15 protein-coding genes, 1 tRNA gene and 1 other RNA gene are annotated in these 17,528 nt (G+C 65.0%); 11 read left to right on the top strand and 6 right to left on the bottom strand.

The genetic code is table 11. The features are described 5' to 3' along the window. Positions 1-77: 77 nt before the first annotated feature. From ACQP1G_RS01655 to ACQP1G_RS01665, 3 genes are all read right to left on the bottom strand, one after another. A complete protein-coding gene (locus ACQP1G_RS01655) occupies positions 78-464 on the bottom strand; it encodes a MerR family transcriptional regulator (RefSeq protein ID WP_433197665.1) in 387 nt (128 codons plus the stop codon). Between the two features lie 4 nt (positions 465-468). Next, positions 469-1,431, bottom strand: a complete 963-nt coding sequence (locus tag ACQP1G_RS01660) for an NADP-dependent oxidoreductase (protein ID WP_433197667.1) — start codon at positions 1,429-1,431, stop codon at positions 469-471. Positions 1,432-1,642: 211 nt separating this feature from the next. Continuing rightward, positions 1,643-2,467, bottom strand: coding sequence for a hypothetical protein (locus ACQP1G_RS01665; RefSeq protein ID WP_433197669.1), 825 nt, complete (start codon positions 2,465-2,467; stop codon positions 1,643-1,645). 551 nt (positions 2,468-3,018) lie between these two features. Between ACQP1G_RS01665 and ACQP1G_RS01670 the strand changes: the two genes are divergently transcribed. After that, on the top strand, positions 3,019-3,462 hold the full coding sequence (locus ACQP1G_RS01670) for an OsmC family protein (protein ID WP_433197671.1): 444 nt from the start codon (positions 3,019-3,021) through the stop codon (positions 3,460-3,462). 298 nt (positions 3,463-3,760) lie between these two features. Here ACQP1G_RS01670 and ACQP1G_RS01675 read toward each other — a convergent pair. Beyond that, positions 3,761-3,848, bottom strand: a tRNA-Ser gene (locus tag ACQP1G_RS01675). Positions 3,849-3,986: 138 nt separating this feature from the next. Between ACQP1G_RS01675 and ffs the strand changes: the two genes are divergently transcribed. Continuing rightward, positions 3,987-4,081: signal recognition particle sRNA small type (gene ffs, locus ACQP1G_RS01680), an RNA gene on the top strand. Positions 4,082-4,225: 144 nt separating this feature from the next. Then, positions 4,226-5,515, top strand: a complete 1,290-nt coding sequence (locus ACQP1G_RS01685; protein ID WP_433197673.1) for an aminotransferase class I/II-fold pyridoxal phosphate-dependent enzyme — start codon at positions 4,226-4,228, stop codon at positions 5,513-5,515. Positions 5,516-5,634: 119 nt separating this feature from the next. On the opposite strand, the gene ACQP1G_RS01690 is transcribed toward ACQP1G_RS01685, so the two are convergent. Beyond that, entirely contained in the window at positions 5,635-6,483 is an 849-nt protein-coding gene (locus ACQP1G_RS01690) for a methyltransferase domain-containing protein (protein WP_433197675.1), read from the bottom strand. Between the two features lie 187 nt (positions 6,484-6,670). Here ACQP1G_RS01690 and ACQP1G_RS01695 point away from each other — a divergent pair, with 187 nt between their 5' ends. Next, the gene (locus ACQP1G_RS01695) at positions 6,671-7,264 is read left to right on the top strand and encodes an HhH-GPD-type base excision DNA repair protein (protein ID WP_433197677.1); all 594 of its coding nucleotides are present in this window, start codon (positions 6,671-6,673) and stop codon (positions 7,262-7,264) included. A gap of 113 nt (positions 7,265-7,377) precedes the next feature. Beyond that, the gene (locus ACQP1G_RS01700) at positions 7,378-8,088 is read left to right on the top strand and encodes a hypothetical protein (RefSeq protein ID WP_433197679.1); all 711 of its coding nucleotides are present in this window, start codon (positions 7,378-7,380) and stop codon (positions 8,086-8,088) included. Positions 8,089-8,382: 294 nt separating this feature from the next. Here ACQP1G_RS01700 and ACQP1G_RS01705 read toward each other — a convergent pair whose 3' ends face one another. Next, positions 8,383-9,609, bottom strand: coding sequence for a PucR family transcriptional regulator (locus ACQP1G_RS01705; RefSeq protein ID WP_433197681.1), 1,227 nt, complete (start codon positions 9,607-9,609; stop codon positions 8,383-8,385). Positions 9,610-9,749: 140 nt separating this feature from the next. On the opposite strand from ACQP1G_RS01705, the gene ACQP1G_RS01710 reads away from it, so the two are divergent. The 6 genes from ACQP1G_RS01710 to ACQP1G_RS01735 all read left to right on the top strand — a co-directional run bounded on the left by ACQP1G_RS01710 (position 9,750) and on the right by ACQP1G_RS01735 (position 17,497). Beyond that, positions 9,750-11,270, top strand: coding sequence for a flavin-containing monooxygenase (locus tag ACQP1G_RS01710; protein WP_433197683.1), 1,521 nt, complete (start codon positions 9,750-9,752; stop codon positions 11,268-11,270). Beyond that, positions 11,267-12,118 (top strand): alpha/beta fold hydrolase, encoded by an 852-nt coding sequence (locus tag ACQP1G_RS01715; RefSeq protein ID WP_433197685.1) that lies wholly within the window; start codon positions 11,267-11,269, stop codon positions 12,116-12,118. The genes ACQP1G_RS01710 and ACQP1G_RS01715 overlap by 4 nt, the downstream gene beginning before the upstream one ends. A 209-nt stretch (positions 12,119-12,327) precedes the next feature. Further along, complete coding sequence (locus tag ACQP1G_RS01720) at positions 12,328-13,281, top strand: 3-hydroxyacyl-CoA dehydrogenase (RefSeq protein ID WP_433197687.1); 954 nt, start codon at positions 12,328-12,330, stop codon at positions 13,279-13,281. A gap of 291 nt (positions 13,282-13,572) precedes the next feature. Beyond that, positions 13,573-15,003: a DUF1254 domain-containing protein gene (locus tag ACQP1G_RS01725; RefSeq protein WP_433207989.1), complete on the top strand. Its 1,431-nt coding sequence runs from the start codon at positions 13,573-13,575 to the stop codon at positions 15,001-15,003. A 157-nt stretch (positions 15,004-15,160) separates the two neighbouring features. After that, complete coding sequence (locus ACQP1G_RS01730) at positions 15,161-15,862, top strand: hypothetical protein (protein ID WP_433197689.1); 702 nt, start codon at positions 15,161-15,163, stop codon at positions 15,860-15,862. A 201-nt stretch (positions 15,863-16,063) separates the two neighbouring features. Further along, complete coding sequence (locus tag ACQP1G_RS01735) at positions 16,064-17,497, top strand: MFS transporter (RefSeq protein WP_433207992.1); 1,434 nt, start codon at positions 16,064-16,066, stop codon at positions 17,495-17,497. Positions 17,498-17,528: the final 31 nt, after the last annotated feature.

Consider the following 17,528-nt stretch of genomic DNA (forward strand, 5'->3'; position numbering starts at 1 on the left):
CATCCCCCGACGCCTCTGATCCTAGGCGTGTGGCGGCGGTCGCCACCAGCCAACTGGGCCAACGAGCGTATGAACCGCTAAGGCGTCGACCGGTCGGGACGTGCCGTCCGCAACCACGGCGCCTGTGCCACCAGCTTGTCCCGCAGCCGCGTGAGTGTCTCGATGCGCTCATTCAACTCGGCGACTCGCTGTGCGCCCACCGCATATCCGTCCGGGCATCGGGGATCTTCGGAGAACACCTCGGGCAGATCATCATCGAGGTAGGGCAGAAACGCCTGGACGTCGGCGACGGTGAAGCCCAGGTCGAACAACCTGCGGATGTTCTTGACGCGCCGCAGTGCTTCGGGTCCGTAGACGCGATATCCGGCGGGCGTACGTTCGGGGAGCAGCAGGCCCTGTTCCTCGTAGTAGCGCAGCGCACGGGTAGTCGTTCCGGTGCTTCCGGCCAGTTCACCGATGAGCATCACTTCAGCCTATGGACACCACGACCTTGCCGGTGAACCGCCCCGCGAGCAGGTCCAGCAGCGCTTGCGGGGCATTCGACAGTCCGTCGATCACGGTCTCGTCGTAGACGATCTGCCCGTTGTCGAGCCAGGTTCGCAACCGCGGGCCGAATTCGGCGATGAGTCCCATGTGGTCGGTTACGGTGAAGCCGCGCAGCGTCAGCCGCCTACCGATAACCGTGCGCAGGTCCCCGAGATCGCCGTCGTGTGCGAGGAAACCGTGCATGGCGATGCGGCCGAACGGGTTCATGACCTCGATCGCGGCCCGCAGCTGTGCCCCGCCGACATTGTCGAAGAAGACATCCACACCGTCGGGCGCGGCCGTGCGCAGGTGGTCGGCGATCGATCCGTGGCGATAATCGAAGCCGGAGTCGAAGCCGAGTCGATCGGTCAAATGAACGACCTTCTCCGGGGAACCAGCGCTGCCGATCACGCGCCCGGCACCCATGAGCCTGGCGATCTGCCCGGCCAGGCCGCCGGTCGCACCCGCAGCGCTCGAAACGAATACGGTGTCGCCCGCGCGGAGCTCGGCTATGGCCGTCAATCCCGCATAGGCGTTGAGGCCGAATCCGAGATAGTAGGAGGCCGACGGATAGATGTCGCGAGGCACCGGCATGAACCGAGACGCGTCGGCCAGCGCGTAGTCACGCCAGCCCAACAGATGTCGAACCAGATCACCCTCGCGCAGCGACGGGTCGGCCGACGCGACGACTTCGCCGACAGCGTCGCCGGTCATCACCTTTCCGGGCACATATTCGCCGCGCATGCGGGTGAGCATGCCGGGATCGAGGGAGGTGAACAGATTTCGCACCAGGACCTGACCGGGGGCGGGAGCGGTCACGTCGACCTGGGCGACTTCGAAGTCGTCGAGGGTCGGCAACGCGCCCGGACGGGCGGCGAGGCGGATTTCGGTTGCTGCGTGTGTCATGTACGCGACCGTAAACATTCACGTACGGGTGAAGGTCAAGCTCGACGCAGGTGCCCGAAAACAACAGCACGTCAGGCCCATAGTCTCCGATACCTCGGCCCCTTTGACCTGTCACAAATCGACAGGCCAAAGGGGCCGCGTGCCGCAGCCGATATATCTGCCGGTCTCTTTCAGGCGGTGTCGCCACCTGTTCGACAAAGTGGAAGGCCGGTCAATCGGTCGCGGGTTCGTCTGTGGCGGCATCGGCTGGGCCGAGGGCTCGTGGGGGTGCGGTGAGGGCCTGCGTCGCGCCGAGACCCGCGCCGATTCCCGCGCCGATGGCGGCAAGCGGTGCCGCCATGAGGGCCGCGCCGTATGCGGCGCCGATGGGCCCCGCGGCGAGACCGATCGGTGCGAACGGTACGCCGATCGCGAGACCGAGTGCACCGCCGACACCTGCGCCGATCAGTGCGAACGGGCTCGCCACCGCTGCGCCTGCGGCAGCACCGAGCGCCGCGGAGCCGACGGTCTGACTCGCAATACGATCGGAGCGAGTGCGCTCCATACCGACCGAGTCGAAGAACGTTGCGAGATCGGCCTCGGTGACCGCCGCGGCGTCGTTGAGTTGGATGGCGGGCTCCCGTGGCAGCCAATCCGGCGCCTGGACCTGCACGTCGCCGAAACGCAACATGCCCGGCGGCGGCGCGATCGGCGGCACCGGCGCGACCGGGACCGGGCCGTGCAGGAACTCGACCGGCGACAGATACTCGCTTTTCGGTACCGGCCGCGCCCACTGCAGCGAACTGCGCGTGTCGTCCGGGATTCGCATTCCCCGGTACGGGCGCACATTCGGCGCTTGGGCGGCGGGCCAGTCCGGGGTCTGTTCTGCCTGCACGGCGGGGGTCCCCTCGCCGGAATCCGTGTCGTCGGCCACGAAGGCAACGTGGCTGCCGTGCTCGGTCTGGCTCACCGGAACGTGCCGGTCGGGCTCGGCATTCGCGGCACCGTTGCTACCCACCAGAGTAAGAACAACGGGAACCGCTCCCGCCACTACCATCGACCCCACCTTCTGTTGACGCGAACTGACTTTTCTGTGCTTGCCTGTGCCCATCTATTACCTTTCACAGTGCAGAGGACCTTGTCGATTCGCATTCGGATCACAGGGCGTCTTGGATGGTCGAACATGCCGTAAAAGGTTCGAATCGGGGCCATCACCAGGACTTTTCGGGCTGTTAAGGATCCTGGATCGTGGGTGAACATGCCCACCATCAACCAGCCATGCGGAAATAGTGAACATGACTCGGTCGGACGACGTAACCCTGTGCGAGCGTGCTGGTAAGGCCGCGGGCAGTCAGTGCCGTTCGGAAGTCGGCGAGCGAGTGCCGTTCGTAGCGCACCGGGCGGCCCAGTTCCTCGGACATATGTGCGCCATATCATGTGGCGACAGGTTCGCCGGGCCCAGGACCGGGACCTCGCCCGTCCCGATCCATGAGCGGACTGCGCTGTCCCGCCTGGGCTCGGGCCAAGAACCCGCGGAATCCAAAATCCGCGGTGCTACCTGCCGCCACAGCCGTAGTCCGCGTCCCGCAAGTGTGGGATGGTCGGCATATGGCTGAACATGTGTACGAGGTCTCGGTCACCTGGTCGGGTGCGACCACCGGATATCGCGACTACTCCCGCAATCACGACTTACTGGCCGACGGGCGGCCGCCGATTCTGGCGAGCGCGGATCCCGTTGTCGGCCGCGGGGACCGCACCCGGTGGAATCCGGAACAGCTGCTGGTCGCGTCCCTGTCCGACTGCCACATGCTCTGGTATCTGCATCTCTGCGTCGAAGCGGGGGTCGTGGTCACCGATTATCGCGACGATGCCATCGGCCTCATGGATGACGTGCGATTCCAGCACGTCACGCTGCGGCCGCAGGTCACCCTCACCGAGGCAGGCATGGTCGAGACCGCGGAACGTATGCACGCCGAGGCACACAAGAAGTGCTTCATCGCGAATTCGGTGAATTTCCCCGTGAGTCACGAAGCGACGATCGTGGTCGGGTAGGGATCGTAGTTCTGCTCCACTTTCACCGCGCTACCACATCGGATCCTGTCCGGCGAGACCCCGCGCATCCGGATTGCTGCGACCGGCGCCGAGGATGGGTAAGGGGAGATGATCCCCTATCCCGAAGCCTGTTGACGCGGTCAACACGCCATCTACGTGCGAAAACGACGGCAAGGGCTGTGAAAACCGCCCTGAACAGGACGTATGCTCAACAATGCGGAGCATTTGCCAACGCAGACAAGGTATTACGGCAAACGCCTCTGACCAGCCATTAAAGTCTGGTCAGAGGCGTTTGCCGTGGCGGAGGATAGGGGATTTGAACCCCTGAGGGCGTTAACCCAACCCGCGTTCCAGGCGAGCGCCATAGGCCACTAGGCGAATCCTCCGTGGAGCAGCATACCGGGTGCACCCGGCCGGTCACCAAATTGGCCCGTGCGGTCCACAAAAATCGCTGGTTCGGGGGTGGGGTCCGGTTCGGGTGTGACCCCGGCCTGGCGCGGTGTGCGGCAGCGGCTACACTTGCTGACGGATCCCGCGCGGCGCGCATCCTGTGAACTCCCCCAGGGCCGGAAGGCAGCAAGGGTCAACGGGCTCTGCCGGGTGCGCGGGGTCCCCTATATATTCACTCCAATTCGGAGCAACCGCCGGGTAACGTGAACACGGTCCGCCGGACGTCGAACGCGCTCGGCTGGATCAACGGTCCGACCGCAGCAGATCGGTTCGGACGTCATTCGCCCCTCGCTGCTTCGAAAGGCTGTCCAGGATGCCCCGGCAAACGCAGATCGGTTTGATGAGCAACCCGGAGCTCGTGTCCGAACACGAGACCCAGACCGCGAATTACGCGACGCTCAAGACCGAGAAGCTCACGCTGGATCTCACTCGAGGAAAACCTTCGCCGGAACAACTCGACCTCTCCGCGGACCTGCTTTCGCTGCCCGGCGCGGGCGATTTCAAGGATGGCACCGGCACCGACTGCCGCAACTACGGTGGGCTGCACGGTCTCCCGGAGTTGCGCGCGATCTTCGGTGAGCTGCTCGGCATTCCGGTCGAGAACCTGATCGCGGGCAATAACGCCAGCCTCGAGCTGATGCACGACGTGATCACCTACGCATTGCTGTACGGAACCCCGGATTCCGAGCGGCGCTGGGTGGCCGAGCCCACCCTGAAGTTCCTGTGCCCCAGTCCGGGCTACGACCGGCACTTCACCATTACCGAGGCGCTCGGCTTCGAGATGATTCCGATTCCGACCGGTCACGACGGTCCGGATGTGCACGCCATCGCCGCACTGGTGGCGGACGATCCGCAGATCAAGGGACTGTGGGCGGTACCGAACTACTCCAACCCGACAGGTGTCATCTTCTCCGATGAGATTGTCCGGGAACTGGTTTCGATGCCGACCGCGGCGCCGGATTTCCGGCTGTTCTGGGATAACGCCTATGCGGTGCACCCACTGACCGATACCGCCGTGCCCGTCCTCGACGTGCTCGGTATGGCGGCCGCGGCCGGAAACCCCAACCGGCCCATCGTCTTCGCGTCCACCTCGAAGATCACCTTCGCCGGCGCGGGCGTCAGCTTCCTCGGTGCGTCGACGCCGAACCTGAACTGGTACCTCGGTCACGCTTCGAAGAAGAGCATCGGTCCGGACAAGATCAACCAATTGCGCCACCTTCGTTTCTTCGAAGACGCCGACGGCGTACGCGCGCATATGCAGAAGCACCGCGCCATCCTGGAACCGAAATTCGCACTGGTGCGCAAGGTCCTGGAGGACCGGCTCGGTGCGTCGAAGGTGGCGTCCTGGACCGAGCCGAAGGGCGGCTACTTCATCAGCCTCGACGTGCTGGAAGGCACTGCGGCCCGGGTGATCGCGCTGGCCAAGGATGCCGGAATCGCGCTCACCGCAGCAGGTTCGGCCTTCCCTTACCGGAATGATCCGGAGGACAAGAACATTCGCATCGCCCCCAGCTTCCCGCAGCTGCCGGAACTGGAGAAGGCGATGGACGGCCTTGCCACCTGTGTGCTCTTGGCGGCCACCGAGAAACTGCTCGGAAGCTAGTCGAACAATGCGATGGGCGCGCACCGAATCGGTACGCGCCCATCGTATTTCGGCCCGCAGTCAGGTCGCTTCCAGTAGCGCCTGCCACCGTGCCGCTGTCGATACCTCGACGGCCACGTTCAGTGGGGTTTATGGGCCAGGACGGCGAACATGGTGACCGACAGGTGGACGTCACCGCTTTCGGCGCCCCGCTCCAGATCCGCGATCAACTGATCGCGCTGCGCCTCGGTGATGGATCCGCGCGCTACCGCCATGGCCGAGATCCGGTTGACCAGTGCGCCAGCACCGACCGTCCGATCCTGTACCAGCGCGTGCGAGCCGATCTCGTCGATCACCAGGCCCGCCTTGGTCAGCAGTCCGGGCAGTCGGCGGCCGGAGAACGGGTTGGTGGTCGCGGCGAGCAGCGTGTCGGTGACCTCGCGAACCACCTGCCGATCGCCCGGGTGCACGATCGCGGTGCCCCAGTCGCTATCGACCACCACAACGCGACCGCCGGGCTTGAGCACCCGCGCTATCTCGTTGGCGGCGCGATTGGGTGCGGTCAGATGCTGGAACACCCGCTCGCAGAGTGCGGCGTCGAAGGTATCCGCGCCGAAAGGCAGCCCGTAGGCGTCGCCGGAGTGGAACTTGGCCGTCGATCCGGCCTGTTCGGCGCGGTGTTCGGCGGAGACGAGCAGTTGCGGATCGGGTTCGACACCGATCGCGGCGCCGGTCGGGCCGACCGCGTCCGCGAACGCCATGACCTCCGAACCGGTGCCCGACCCGATATCGACCGCACTCTCACCGGGCTGCAGTGCCAATGCTTCGTGTGCCCAGGTGCGCAGCCGTCGGATGCCGGGCAGCGCGGCTTGCAGATCGCGCACGTCGACCAATTGATCCTGGCCCGCGCTGTCGAAGCGATCCGGGCGTAACCCGTACATATTCATGGGCCCGATTCCGTCTCTAGGTATTGCCGTCGTCTGAGGCATGCGCCGAGCCTACTTGGGGGCCGAGCACCCCGCACGGCAGGTATGTGATCTCCGTCACGATTCGGGCACACCATCGATCCGGGTGGGGCGGACCACATCGGGGCGTCGAGTGAGATGATCGGGGGAGCTGACCATTCCGAGCGACCTGCAAGCAGTCGCCAGCGGCCCACGAGCGAAAGGAAGTCCCGTGGCCAAAGCAAAGTCCGCGACTGTCAAGCTGTGTCTCGCGCAGGAATCGGAGGCGGACAAGCTCCTTTCCGAGGATCCCTTTGCGCTGTTGACGGGCATGCTGCTGGATCAGCAGTTTCCGCTCGAACACGCCTTCCGCGGGCCCAAGAAGATCGCCGACCGGATGGACGGCTTCGACATCCAGCGCATCGCCGACGCCGATACCGAGGCATTCGAGGAACTGTGCGCCACCCCGCCCGCCATCCACCGCTACGGCCGGTCCATGGCGCGCCGGACCCAGGAACTCGCTCGCTACGTGGTGGAAAACTATGACGGCAAGACCGAACGGATCTGGACGCAGGGCGATCCGGACGGCAAAGAGGTGCTGCGCCGACTGAAGGACCTGCCCGGCTATGGCGATCAGAAGGCCAGGATCTTCCTCGCACTGCTCGGCAAGCAGCTCGGCGTGCGGCCGAAGGGATGGGAAGCAGCGGCGGGGGCCTACTCCGAGCAGGGTTCTCGTCGCTCCGCCGCCGATATCGTCGACGGCGAATCACTGTTGGAAGTGCGGGCATTCAAGAAGCAGATGAAGGCCGCCGCCAAGAAGTCCTGAGGTCGCTCCGGATTTGCCCCATTGGAATCTGCCTGCATTTTTTCCTCGTGCACAATCGAGTTCTCCTCGATGCTTTCCCTCGATAGCAACACCTAGATGAGGGACTGCAGTACATGAGGATGAGGAAGCTCGCCGTCGTCGCGGCGCTGGTGACCATGGCGACCGGAGTGGCCGCGGGCACCTCCGCCGCCGCACCGGCCGCGCTCGAAAGCGACAATGGCGCAATCAATTTCACCGCGGAAGCGGTCAACGATTCATCGATCATCAAGACCGACGCGGGTTCGCTGGTTGTCGAGGATGGTGTCTTCGAGATCAAGGCAGCCGACGGAACCGTGCTGGCGGGCACTCCGCTGAAGTTCACGATCGATGACTTCGAATTCCCGATCGCCGCACAGATTTCCGATCGCACCGCGACGTTGACCCCGCATATCGATCGCGAGCACGCGGTCTACAAGCCGGTCGCGCTGCCGTATGAGGACAAGGCGCCGTGGAAGACCGAATACGACCGTGAGGTCGCGGCCTGGACCCGGCTGACGAGCACCATTTCGGCGGCCGCCACGATCGGCACGCTGGTCGGTGGCCTCGCCGGTGGTGCGGTGGGCTGCGTACTCGGCGGTATCGCCGGTGCCACGGTCGCCTCGGCCACCATCGTCGGCCTGTTCGGTCCGTTCATTCCGGCCGCCGCCATCGGCTGCCTCGGCGGCGTCATCGCCATCGGCGCGCTGGGCACCCTGGCCGGTCAGATCTTCGTGACCGCGCCGGTTGCGATCGGTGCGGCGATCCAGTACTTCACCACGGTCAATTCCCCTTTCCAAGGGAAATGACCTGACCTGGTGAAATGCGCTGAGATCAGACCACGACCTGCGGTCCACTAAATGGGTGCCGCGGCGTTTTCGGCGGGCTCGCGTATTCACCCCATCGCCCTCGGGTAGGGGATATGTCGCGTCGAGCACGCGATACGTCTGGAGCGAGTGCACCGGACGTCACCTGAAGCCCTGACGTTGGGCAGGCTCCACTTGTCCAACGTCAGGGCCCTGCTGTGGCATGAATCACACGGGAGTCGACGCCCATAAATCGGAGCGCTCCGGAAAACGGGGGGAACTCATCCGAACATCAGGTCAGACGCCGGCCCCGCGCCAGTTCAGCAGTTCCAGCGCCACTGCGACACGCACGACGTCGTCGTCCAGTGGTCGCGGTAGGAGTTCCTGGGCGCGGGCGAGGTGACGCAACAGCGTGTTGCGGTGCGTAAACAGGCGCTTCGCGGCGCGTGCGGCGTTGCATCGTTCTTGGATGAAGACCAGGAGGCTCGCCCGCAAGTCCCGGTCGGCCGATTCGAGGTCTCCGAGGGTATTCCGGATGAATTGGTCGGCATGGTCGGCGTCCTGGGTGAGCAAGGAAACCATCTGTACCGCCTCGAAGCTGGCCACGCGTTGTGCAGAGTGCAGGCGCGCCACCATGCGCTGGGTGGTCAAAGCGTCCAGGTGGCTACGCCGGAACCCGTCGACGCCTTGTGCGGTGGGTCCGATGGCGACACGGACCGTCGGGATCGTATCGACCGCTGCCTGCAACTGGCTCATGTCGGGGGCGCGGGGGCCGGGTATCCAGACCCATAGCGTTGCGGCGCTGGCGATCACGGTCAGCGCGCGCGTAACTCCGGCTGCCCGGGCCAGGGCTTCCACGGCGCGTTCGAGGTCACCCGGAGCAGGGTCTGGGTCGGGGTTCCAGACGACGGCCGCGGTGTGGTTCTGGTCGAGGTTGTAGCCGAGGCGGGTTTCGGCGCGCTGATGTGTGATCGGGGCGCCGTCCAGGATCAGCGCGACGGCCTCGCGTCGCTCGGCGTGATTGCCGCGGATCAGTTCCTCGCGCTCGAGCTGCATCTGGGCCCAGATGGCGGCGATTGTCGTGTCGAGGAACCCGAACATCGACCGGGCGGTTGTTTCGAGCAGTTCGCGCAACTCCTGGTGGTCGGAGGTCGCTTCGAAAGCGGTGGCCATCCACCGGCGCCATGCGGTGTTCTGGCCCATTCGGTAGGCGTCCAGTGTCGACTCGTTGAGTCCGCGTCGCACCAGGTCTCGGGCGATACGCAGGGGCTCGGGATCGAGGTTGGGCGGTACCGGCACCCCGGGATCGCGGATGTTCGCCGTCACCCAATGCACGAGGTTGGCGCGATTGAGCCGAATTACTGCGGTGCGTAGCTCGGGGTCGTCGGCGATCGCTTGCATGTTCACTGCCGATAACGTCGCGTCGTCCATTTCGGTGAGCCACTCGGGCGAGGCGTTCAGGGCGCTCTGGGCGCAGTGGCTGATCAACTCGCGCACGCGTTCGGACGGTTCTGGCCAGGACATGCCGCCATCGTACGGCGTTGATGGTGCGGATTGCACCAAATGTTCGAGAAGTTGGTGCTACTTGCACTTGTATAAGTGAGGCCCGTCACAGGACCCTGGTCTGACAGATCGTGTACCCGAAACAGTCACGGAGTTCACCAATGGTTCGCTTCCCTGTCACAGCAGAGTTCGAGCACGTCGACGTGCTGATCATCGGCGCAGGCATCTCCGGTATCGGCATGGGGCATTACCTGACGACCAAGCAACCGGGGCGGACATTCGCGATCGTCGACGGTCGCGACGCGATCGGAGGGACCTGGGACCTGTTCCGCTATCCGGGAATCCGGTCGGACTCCGATCTGCACACCTTCGGATACGAGTTCAAGCCGTGGCGAAGCGATAACGCGATCGCCGACGCGGAGGAGATCCTCGATTACCTGCACGAGGCAGTCGAGGAGAACAACCTCGCCGGGCGGATCCATTTGGGGCACAAGGTGCTACGCGCACACTTCTCGTCCGAGGATGCCCGGTGGACAGTCACTCTGCGGTGCAACGGCGACGGTGAGCAGTTCGACGTCACCTGCAACATCCTGTTCTCCGCCGCCGGCTACTACGACCACTCCGGCGGTTACACCCCGCGATTCGAGGGGACCGAGGACTTCGGCGGTCTGATCGTTCATCCTCAGCAGTGGCCGCAGGACCTCGACTACACCGGCAAGAAGGTCGTCGTCATCGGCAGCGGCGCCACAGCCGTGACGCTGATCCCAGCCATGGCAGAGCGAGCCGCCCACGTCACGATGCTGCAGCGCTCCCCGTCCTATGTCGTACCGGTCCCCCGCCGGGACCCGATCGCGAACACTTTGCGACGCCTGCTCCCGGATACCGTCGCCTACCGGATCACGCGCCGGATGAACACTGCCCGCCAGTCGCTGATCTACCACGGCAGCCGGCGCTACCCGGCGCTGGTTCGTCGCCTGATCCGCAGTCTCAACACCCGTGCTCTTCCCGATGGGTATGCGGTCGACACCCACTTCAGCCCGACCTACAACCCGTGGGACCAGCGGATGTGTATGGTTCCCGACGCCGATCTGTTCACCGCGATCTCGCGTGGCAAGGCCTCGGTTGTCACCGATCGCATCGCGCGGTTCACCGAGCGGGGGATCCTGCTCGAGTCAGGAGCCGAGCTCGAGACCGACGTCATCGTCACGGCCACCGGTCTGCAATTGGTGGCCTTCGGCGGAGTAGAACTGCATGTCGATGGACGGCAGGTGGACATTCACGACTGCCTCGCCTACAAGGGCATGATGCTCGGCGACGTCCCGAACTTCGCCTTCGCCATCGGGTACACCAATGCGTCGTGGACGCTGAAGGTCGATCTGGTCTGTGACCACTTGTGCCGGATGCTCGCCCACATGGATCGGCACGGATACACAGCCGTTACCCCGGTCAGTGCCCCGGCCACGCCCCGGCGACCACTGTTCGACATGGCCGCCGGGTATATGCAACGCTCGGTGCGGCTGTTCCCACAACAAGGCTCGGACGGGCCGTGGGCGCTGGAGCACAGCTACGCCGCGGACCGTGCTCGGTTGCGCAACGGTCCAGTCGAGGATCCGGCGCTGCGATTCACCGCGACACACGCCGCAGCCGCCGCACCGGCCGACGACGAGGTAGCGATCGCGTGAGCGCGCCCTTCTACCTCAGCGTCAACGGCCTGCGCACTCGCGCCCGTGTCGAAGGCAACCCCGATAACCCGCCCGTTCTATTGCTGCACGGCATCGGACGAAGCCTGGAAGATTGGGCACCCCAATACCAGCGGTTGAGCGGCGCGCATCGGCTGGTCGCGGTCGATCTCCCCGGCTTCGGATTTTCCGCCCGTCCGCACGAATCCATTACGCTGCCGGTACTCGCACGCTGGGTGGCCGACCTCTTCGACACCCTGGGTGAGCAGCGGCCCGTACATGTCATCGGGAATTCGCTCGGTGGCGCAGTCGCGTTGCAGCTGCTTGCGTTGCGTCCCGAATGCGTGGCGGGCCTGATTCTCGTCAACAGCGCGGCCTTCGGCTCGGAGGTCACCGCCCTGCTCAGACTCCTGGCCCTGCCGCGCATCGGCAGGCTCGCTACTCGGAGCACCACTCGCGCCGTTGCCCGGCTGACTGAGCGCGCCATCTTCGCCGACCGATCATTGGCAACCAAGGATCGAATCGACCACGCCCTCGCGATAGCCCGCCAACCCGACCGCGGCATCGTCATGCACGAGACCACGCGTGCACTCGCAACGGGTAGGGGAGTCCGATCCGAGTGGCGAGCCGAGCTGATGGCGGCGGTGGCCGCGCACCCGCGCCCCACCATGATCGTCTGGGGAGATCGTGACCGGATCCTTCCCGCGCATCATCTGAGAGCGGCCCGCCGACTGATCCCGCACGCCGAGACCTTCCTGTTCACCGGGATCGGCCACATGCCGCAGATCGAATGCCCAGACGAGTTCGCCGAACTGGTGCTGCCATTCCTCGCCACCACGACCGACCACTGACCGCGCACGACACCGGCGGCGATGGCTGCTGACACATGCCGGGCTTCCGCACCGGCGTCGTTGCCGCCGGCGACTTGCGCGCGTTCCGCGCCGACCGGGTAGCGCGTTGGCAGCTGGGAGCCGACGGAGGACTCCACGTCATCGAGCTGATCTGACGGCGCCCCCGCCGCAGTCGAATCACGCCCTATCAATCGAAGGAGAACTACACCATGTCCACTCTCGACAAAGTCGCGGTGCTCGGCGCCGGAGTGCTCGGCGCGCAGATCGCCTGGCACTCGGCCTTCAAAGGGAAAACTGTTACGGTCTACGACATTTCAGAGGAGGCCCTCGATCGATGCCGGGACGCTCATGCGCAGTACGCGGCAATCTATCTCGCCGCGGTTGGCGCATCGGATCACGACGTCGCTGACACCCGCGCGCGGCTGACCTACACGACGAATCTCGAGTCGGCGGTATCCGGCAAGGATCTGGTGATCGAGGCCGTCCCCGAGATCCCCGAGGTCAAGACCCAGGTGTATCGCGAAATGGCGAACCTGCTGGAGCAGCACACGCTCATCGCCACGAACTCCTCGACCCTGCTGCCGCGCGATTTCGCCGAGGCCACCGGCCGTCCCGACAAGTACTGCGCGCTGCACTTCGCCAACCTGATCTGGGCGCTCAACGTCGCCGAGGTCATGGCACATCCCGGCACGGCCAACAGCACACTGATCGCGATCACCGAATACGCGATCGAAATCGGGATGCTGCCCATTCCGGTGCGCAAGGAACAGAACGGCTACGTCCTCAACACCTGGTTCGTGCCACTGTTGAACGCCGCACAATCGCTGGTCACCAACGGCATCGCCACCCCCGAAGACATCGACCGATCGTTTCTTATCGCCAACCCGGGAGCAACTCGCGGTCCGATGGGAATGCTCGACGTGGTCGGCATGAAGACCGCATACGACGTGCTCAGCCATTGGGGAGGCGTGCACGGCGATCGGCAGATGCTCGCCAACGCCGCCTACCTCGCCGAGAACTTCCTCGACCGGGGCCTGCTGGGACTGCAGACCGGTCAGGGGTACTACAGCTACCCCGACCCCGCCTACAGCGATCCCGGATTCCTTGCCGTTCCCGACATCTCGGACGCCGTCGAGATCGCCACCCGCATCCAGCTCACCTAAAGAAGCGACCGGGGCAGGGCGTCTTCTGCGATCAGAACATACGAAGCGCCCGTCACCTCGGACCGACCACATTCGATCGAGAGGTTCTCTGACGATGTCGACAGATGCAGTGCCAACCATCGCGCCACCCGCTGAACACTCAGCGCACCCGAATCGTTTCGGCCGAGAATTGCCGACCATGCGCCTGCCGAAGGCTACGACGCGAACTCTACGTGCGCTGACCGGAAGGCCGTCCACGGCAATGTGGCAGTCCCAAAGGGGAATGAAATGAATCGCTTGAACAGCAAAGGCATGGCGAGCGCCGCCGCGATTCTCGTTCTGGTTGTCGGCATGCTTACCGCGTGCGGCACCCGTGACAGCACCAAGTCGGGCGAACAATCCGCTGCCGAGCTCGCGGCGGCGGCAGTCGATGCATACACCTACGCGTACCCGTTGGTGACAATGGAGTACACACGACGGGCGTTGACCAACGTCGCGTCTCCCGACGGCAGCCGCGCGCCGCAGGGGCAATTCGCCCGTAAACGCGAATATCCGGACGCCGGGTTCAGGGCCGTTACCGCGCCCAACGCCGACACCCTCTACACCACGGCATGGTTCGATGTCGCCAAGGAGCCGTGGATCGTCAGCGTGCCCGATATGGGTGATCGGTACTACCTGTTGCCGATGCTCGACGGCTGGACCAATGTGTTCGCCTCTCCGGGTAGCCGCACCACCGGCACCAAGGCCCAAACGTTCGCGATCACCGGCCCCGGTTGGAAGGGCAGCCTGCCAGCGGGTGTCACCGAGTACAAGTCCGCGACCGATATGGTGTGGCTGCTCGGTCGTCTCTACTGCACCGGCACCCCCGAGGACTATGCGGCCGTGCATGCGTTGCAAGACCAGATCACCGCGGTGCCGCTGTCGTCGTACGGAAAGCCGTACACCCCGGCGCCCGGTACGGTCGACCCATCGATCGATATGAAGACCGCCGTGCGCGATCAGGTCAACGCGCTGGACGGGGCGTCCTACTTCAAGCTTTTCGCCGATCTGCTCGCGACCAACCCGCCGTCCCCCGATGACGCTCCGATACTCGCCCAGCTGGGCAAACTGGGCATCGTGCCCGGCCAGGACTTCAATGCCGCCAAACTCGATCCAGCGGTGACAGAAGCCATCGCCGACGCACCGAAACCCGCGCAGAGCAGGATCATGGCCTGGGCGAAGGACGGCGTGTCCGCCGGTGACAATTCATACCGGGACGGCTGGCTGTTCACCACCAAGACCGGCCGTTACGGCACGAACTACAGGCAACGCGCCTATATCACCGCCATCGGGCTGGGCGCGAACCTGCCACAGGACGCCATCTATCCCGCGTCACAGGGGCAGAGCCCGACGCAGACATATAGCGGCGCCAACAAATACGTCATGCACTTCGACAAAGGACAAATGCCGCCGGTCAAGGCCTTTTGGTCACTGACGATGTATGACGCCGATTATTTCTTCGTCGCCAACCCGCTCAACCGATACACCCTGAGCCAGCGCAACCCGCTGAAGGAGAACGCCGACGGTTCGGTCGACCTGTACATCCAGGCCGACTCGCCGGGTGCGGACAAGGAATCGAACTGGCTGCCCGCACCCAAGGATCGGTTCATCCTCATGCTGCGCATGTACTGGCCGACAGAGAATCCGCCGTCTCTTCTCGACGGGAGCTGGAAAGTACCGGCGGTCGAACAAACCTCCGCCTGACCGCTCGCCACACGCTCGATCGTCTCCTCCAGCAGCCGGATGCTCCACCAGCACTGAGGCCTACGTGCCCCTGCCCCCGATAGCTCCTTTTCGGCCTGCACCCCTGCCCCCGCAGGCCGACGCTCCACCCTGCCCGAAACTGCAGAAAGCAAAAGCAATGCGCGTCAACAAGATTCTGCCCGCTGCCCTTATCGCCGGATCGATACTGACTTCCGTGCCAGCGGTCGCAGCACCTATCGACGACATGTCCACTGATATCGGACCTGGTGTGCACTACACCGCCTACCAGGACGGGAACGCCGCAGTCATCGCCATCGACAGCGGCAGCATCGTCATCGAAAACGGCCGATTCCAGCTCCGGTCGAATAGCGGTGACCTGCTCGCCGGTATTCCGCTGGAATTCAACCTCGACGACATCGCCTTCCCCATCGACGCCCGCATCGACGGCAGAACAGCCACACTCACACCCGTGTTGGACCCCGCTCGCGCCCACTACAAGCCGGCCGCTCTGCCCTTCGAGGACCAGGCCCCCTGGAAAACCCCCTATGACCGGGAAGTCGCGGCCTGGGCGCGATTGACATCCACCATCACCATGGGGGCCGCCGCCGGCGCGATCGTCGGCGCCGTGGGCGCCGGTGCCATCGGCTGTCTTCTCGGCGGCGTCACCGCGGGCATCGCGACCGGGCCACTGGCTACCCTTTTCGGCGCGGGACCACTCGCCGGTTGCCTCATCGGTGCGGTCGCACTCGCCCCCCTCGGAGTCATTGGCGGAGCAATCTTCGTCGGCGCCCCGATCGCCGCCGCAGCCGCCATCCAATACCTCACAACGGTCAACCAGCCGTTCGTCCCGGCCAAGTAGGTCGAATCCGCCGGTTACGGCATCCGTGGCGCACCGTCGCCACGGAAGTAGGCCCCGCCCAGTAGCTCTCGACCGGGCGGGGCCTTCCGTGCTGTCCGGGGTCGTTCGCGGGCCCAGCAAGATCATGACCAGCTCTTTCATGTCCGCGCATTACTTGCTTTGACATTTAATGCATGTGCATCTAAATTACTGAACGTGACTATGACAGCTACCGCGCCCGAGACCCGGACCGCCGCATCTACCGAACACGCCCCCGGCCGTTGGGGCCCGAAACTGTGGGCCGTGCTGTTCGTCGCCGGACTGGCGATGTTCCTCGACGCACTCGACGTCTCGATGGTCGGCGTCGCGCTCCCCTCCATCGGATCCGAACTCGGCCTGAATACCGAGAGCCTGCAGTGGATCGTCAACGGCTACATCCTCGGCTACGGCGGCCTGCTGCTGCTGGGTGGACGAGCCGCCGATCTGCTCGGCCGTCGGCAGGTATTCCTCGGCGCCCTGGTGGTTTTCGGAGTCGCCTCGCTCGCGGGCGGTCTGGTCGATGACGGTGCGCTGCTGATCGCCAGCCGCATCATCAAGGGCGTCGCCGCCGCGTTCACCGCACCGGCCGCGCTCTCGATCATCACCACCACCTTCAAGGAAGGCCACGACCGCAACCGCGCGCTGTCGATCTTCACGGTCTTCGGCGCCACCGGATACGCCTCCGGCCTGATCGTCTCCGGTCTGCTCACCGGTATCGACTGGCGGCTGACCTTCTACGTCCCGGTGCTGGTCGTCGCGGCCGTCGTACTGACCGCCTACTTCGTGGTGCCGCGCAATATCGAGAAGGAGCAGGGCCGTGTCGACTTCGCGGGCGCCGCACTGCTGACCGGTGGCATGCTGGCCGCCGTCTACACCATTGTCACCGCCCCCGAAAAAGGCCTCACCGCAAGCGTTGTCGCCACCGCGGTCCTCGCCGTCGCCCTGCTCAGCGCGTTCTTCGTGGTGGAGAACAAGGTCGCCCATCCGCTGGTGCGGCTGAGCATCTTCAAGGTGAAGTCGATCGTGCGGGCCAACCTGGCCGCACTGGCCATCTTCGGCTCCTACATCAGTTTCCAGACGATCGTGTCGCTGTACCTGCAGAACACCCTGGGTTGGGAGCCGCTGAAGATGGCGCTCGCCCTTGCCCCGACCGGCATCATCGTGGCGATCCTGTCTCCGGTCGCCGGCAAGCTGATCGACCGCTACGGCACCACGCCGATGATCATCGCCTCGATGACCTCGTTCGTGATCGGATACGTCTGGTTCATCTCCTTCGGCGGCAGCGCCGAACCGAACTACGTCGTCGACTACCTGCCCGCGTTCCTGCTGCTCGGCCTCGGTTTCGCACTCGGGTTCTCCTCGGTCATGGTGCAGGCCACCGAGGGCATCGCCGACCACGAGCAGGGACTCGCCTCGGGGCTGGTGCAGACCTCGGGCCAGATCGGCGGCGCGGTCGTGCTGGCCGTGGTCACCGGTCTGATCAGCGGTGGCGCCGCAACCAGCATCGCGCAGTACCGGCCGGGGCTGTACCTGGTCACCGTCGTCGCGCTGGTCGGACTGATCGCCTCGGCCACCGCGCTGCTGGCCCGTCGTCAGTTGGTCGCCGAAGCGGCCTGACCGGAGCGATTGCTCGCAGGTCGCTCCAAAC

This window comes from Nocardia sp. CA-107356, from assembly GCF_050946365.1.
Taxonomy (GTDB): domain Bacteria; phylum Actinomycetota; class Actinomycetes; order Mycobacteriales; family Mycobacteriaceae; genus Nocardia.

Coding starts and splice junctions, on each gene's coding strand:
- ACQP1G_RS01655 (WP_433197665.1), bottom strand. CDS start 464: ATGCTCATCGGTGAACTGGCCGGAAGCACCGGAACGACTACCCGTGCG.
- ACQP1G_RS01660 (WP_433197667.1), bottom strand. CDS start 1,431: ATGACACACGCAGCAACCGAAATCCGCCTCGCCGCCCGTCCGGGCGCG.
- ACQP1G_RS01665 (WP_433197669.1), bottom strand. CDS start 2,467: ATGGTAGTGGCGGGAGCGGTTCCCGTTGTTCTTACTCTGGTGGGTAGC.
- ACQP1G_RS01670 (WP_433197671.1), top strand. CDS start 3,019: ATGGCTGAACATGTGTACGAGGTCTCGGTCACCTGGTCGGGTGCGACC.
- ACQP1G_RS01685 (WP_433197673.1), top strand. CDS start 4,226: ATGCCCCGGCAAACGCAGATCGGTTTGATGAGCAACCCGGAGCTCGTG.
- ACQP1G_RS01690 (WP_433197675.1), bottom strand. CDS start 6,483: ATGCCTCAGACGACGGCAATACCTAGAGACGGAATCGGGCCCATGAAT.
- ACQP1G_RS01700 (WP_433197679.1), top strand. CDS start 7,378: ATGAGGATGAGGAAGCTCGCCGTCGTCGCGGCGCTGGTGACCATGGCG.
- ACQP1G_RS01705 (WP_433197681.1), bottom strand. CDS start 9,609: ATGTCCTGGCCAGAACCGTCCGAACGCGTGCGCGAGTTGATCAGCCAC.
- ACQP1G_RS01710 (WP_433197683.1), top strand. CDS start 9,750: ATGGTTCGCTTCCCTGTCACAGCAGAGTTCGAGCACGTCGACGTGCTG.
- ACQP1G_RS01720 (WP_433197687.1), top strand. CDS start 12,328: ATGTCCACTCTCGACAAAGTCGCGGTGCTCGGCGCCGGAGTGCTCGGC.
- ACQP1G_RS01725 (WP_433207989.1), top strand. CDS start 13,573: ATGGCGAGCGCCGCCGCGATTCTCGTTCTGGTTGTCGGCATGCTTACC.
- ACQP1G_RS01730 (WP_433197689.1), top strand. CDS start 15,161: ATGCGCGTCAACAAGATTCTGCCCGCTGCCCTTATCGCCGGATCGATA.
- ACQP1G_RS01735 (WP_433207992.1), top strand. CDS start 16,064: ATGACAGCTACCGCGCCCGAGACCCGGACCGCCGCATCTACCGAACAC.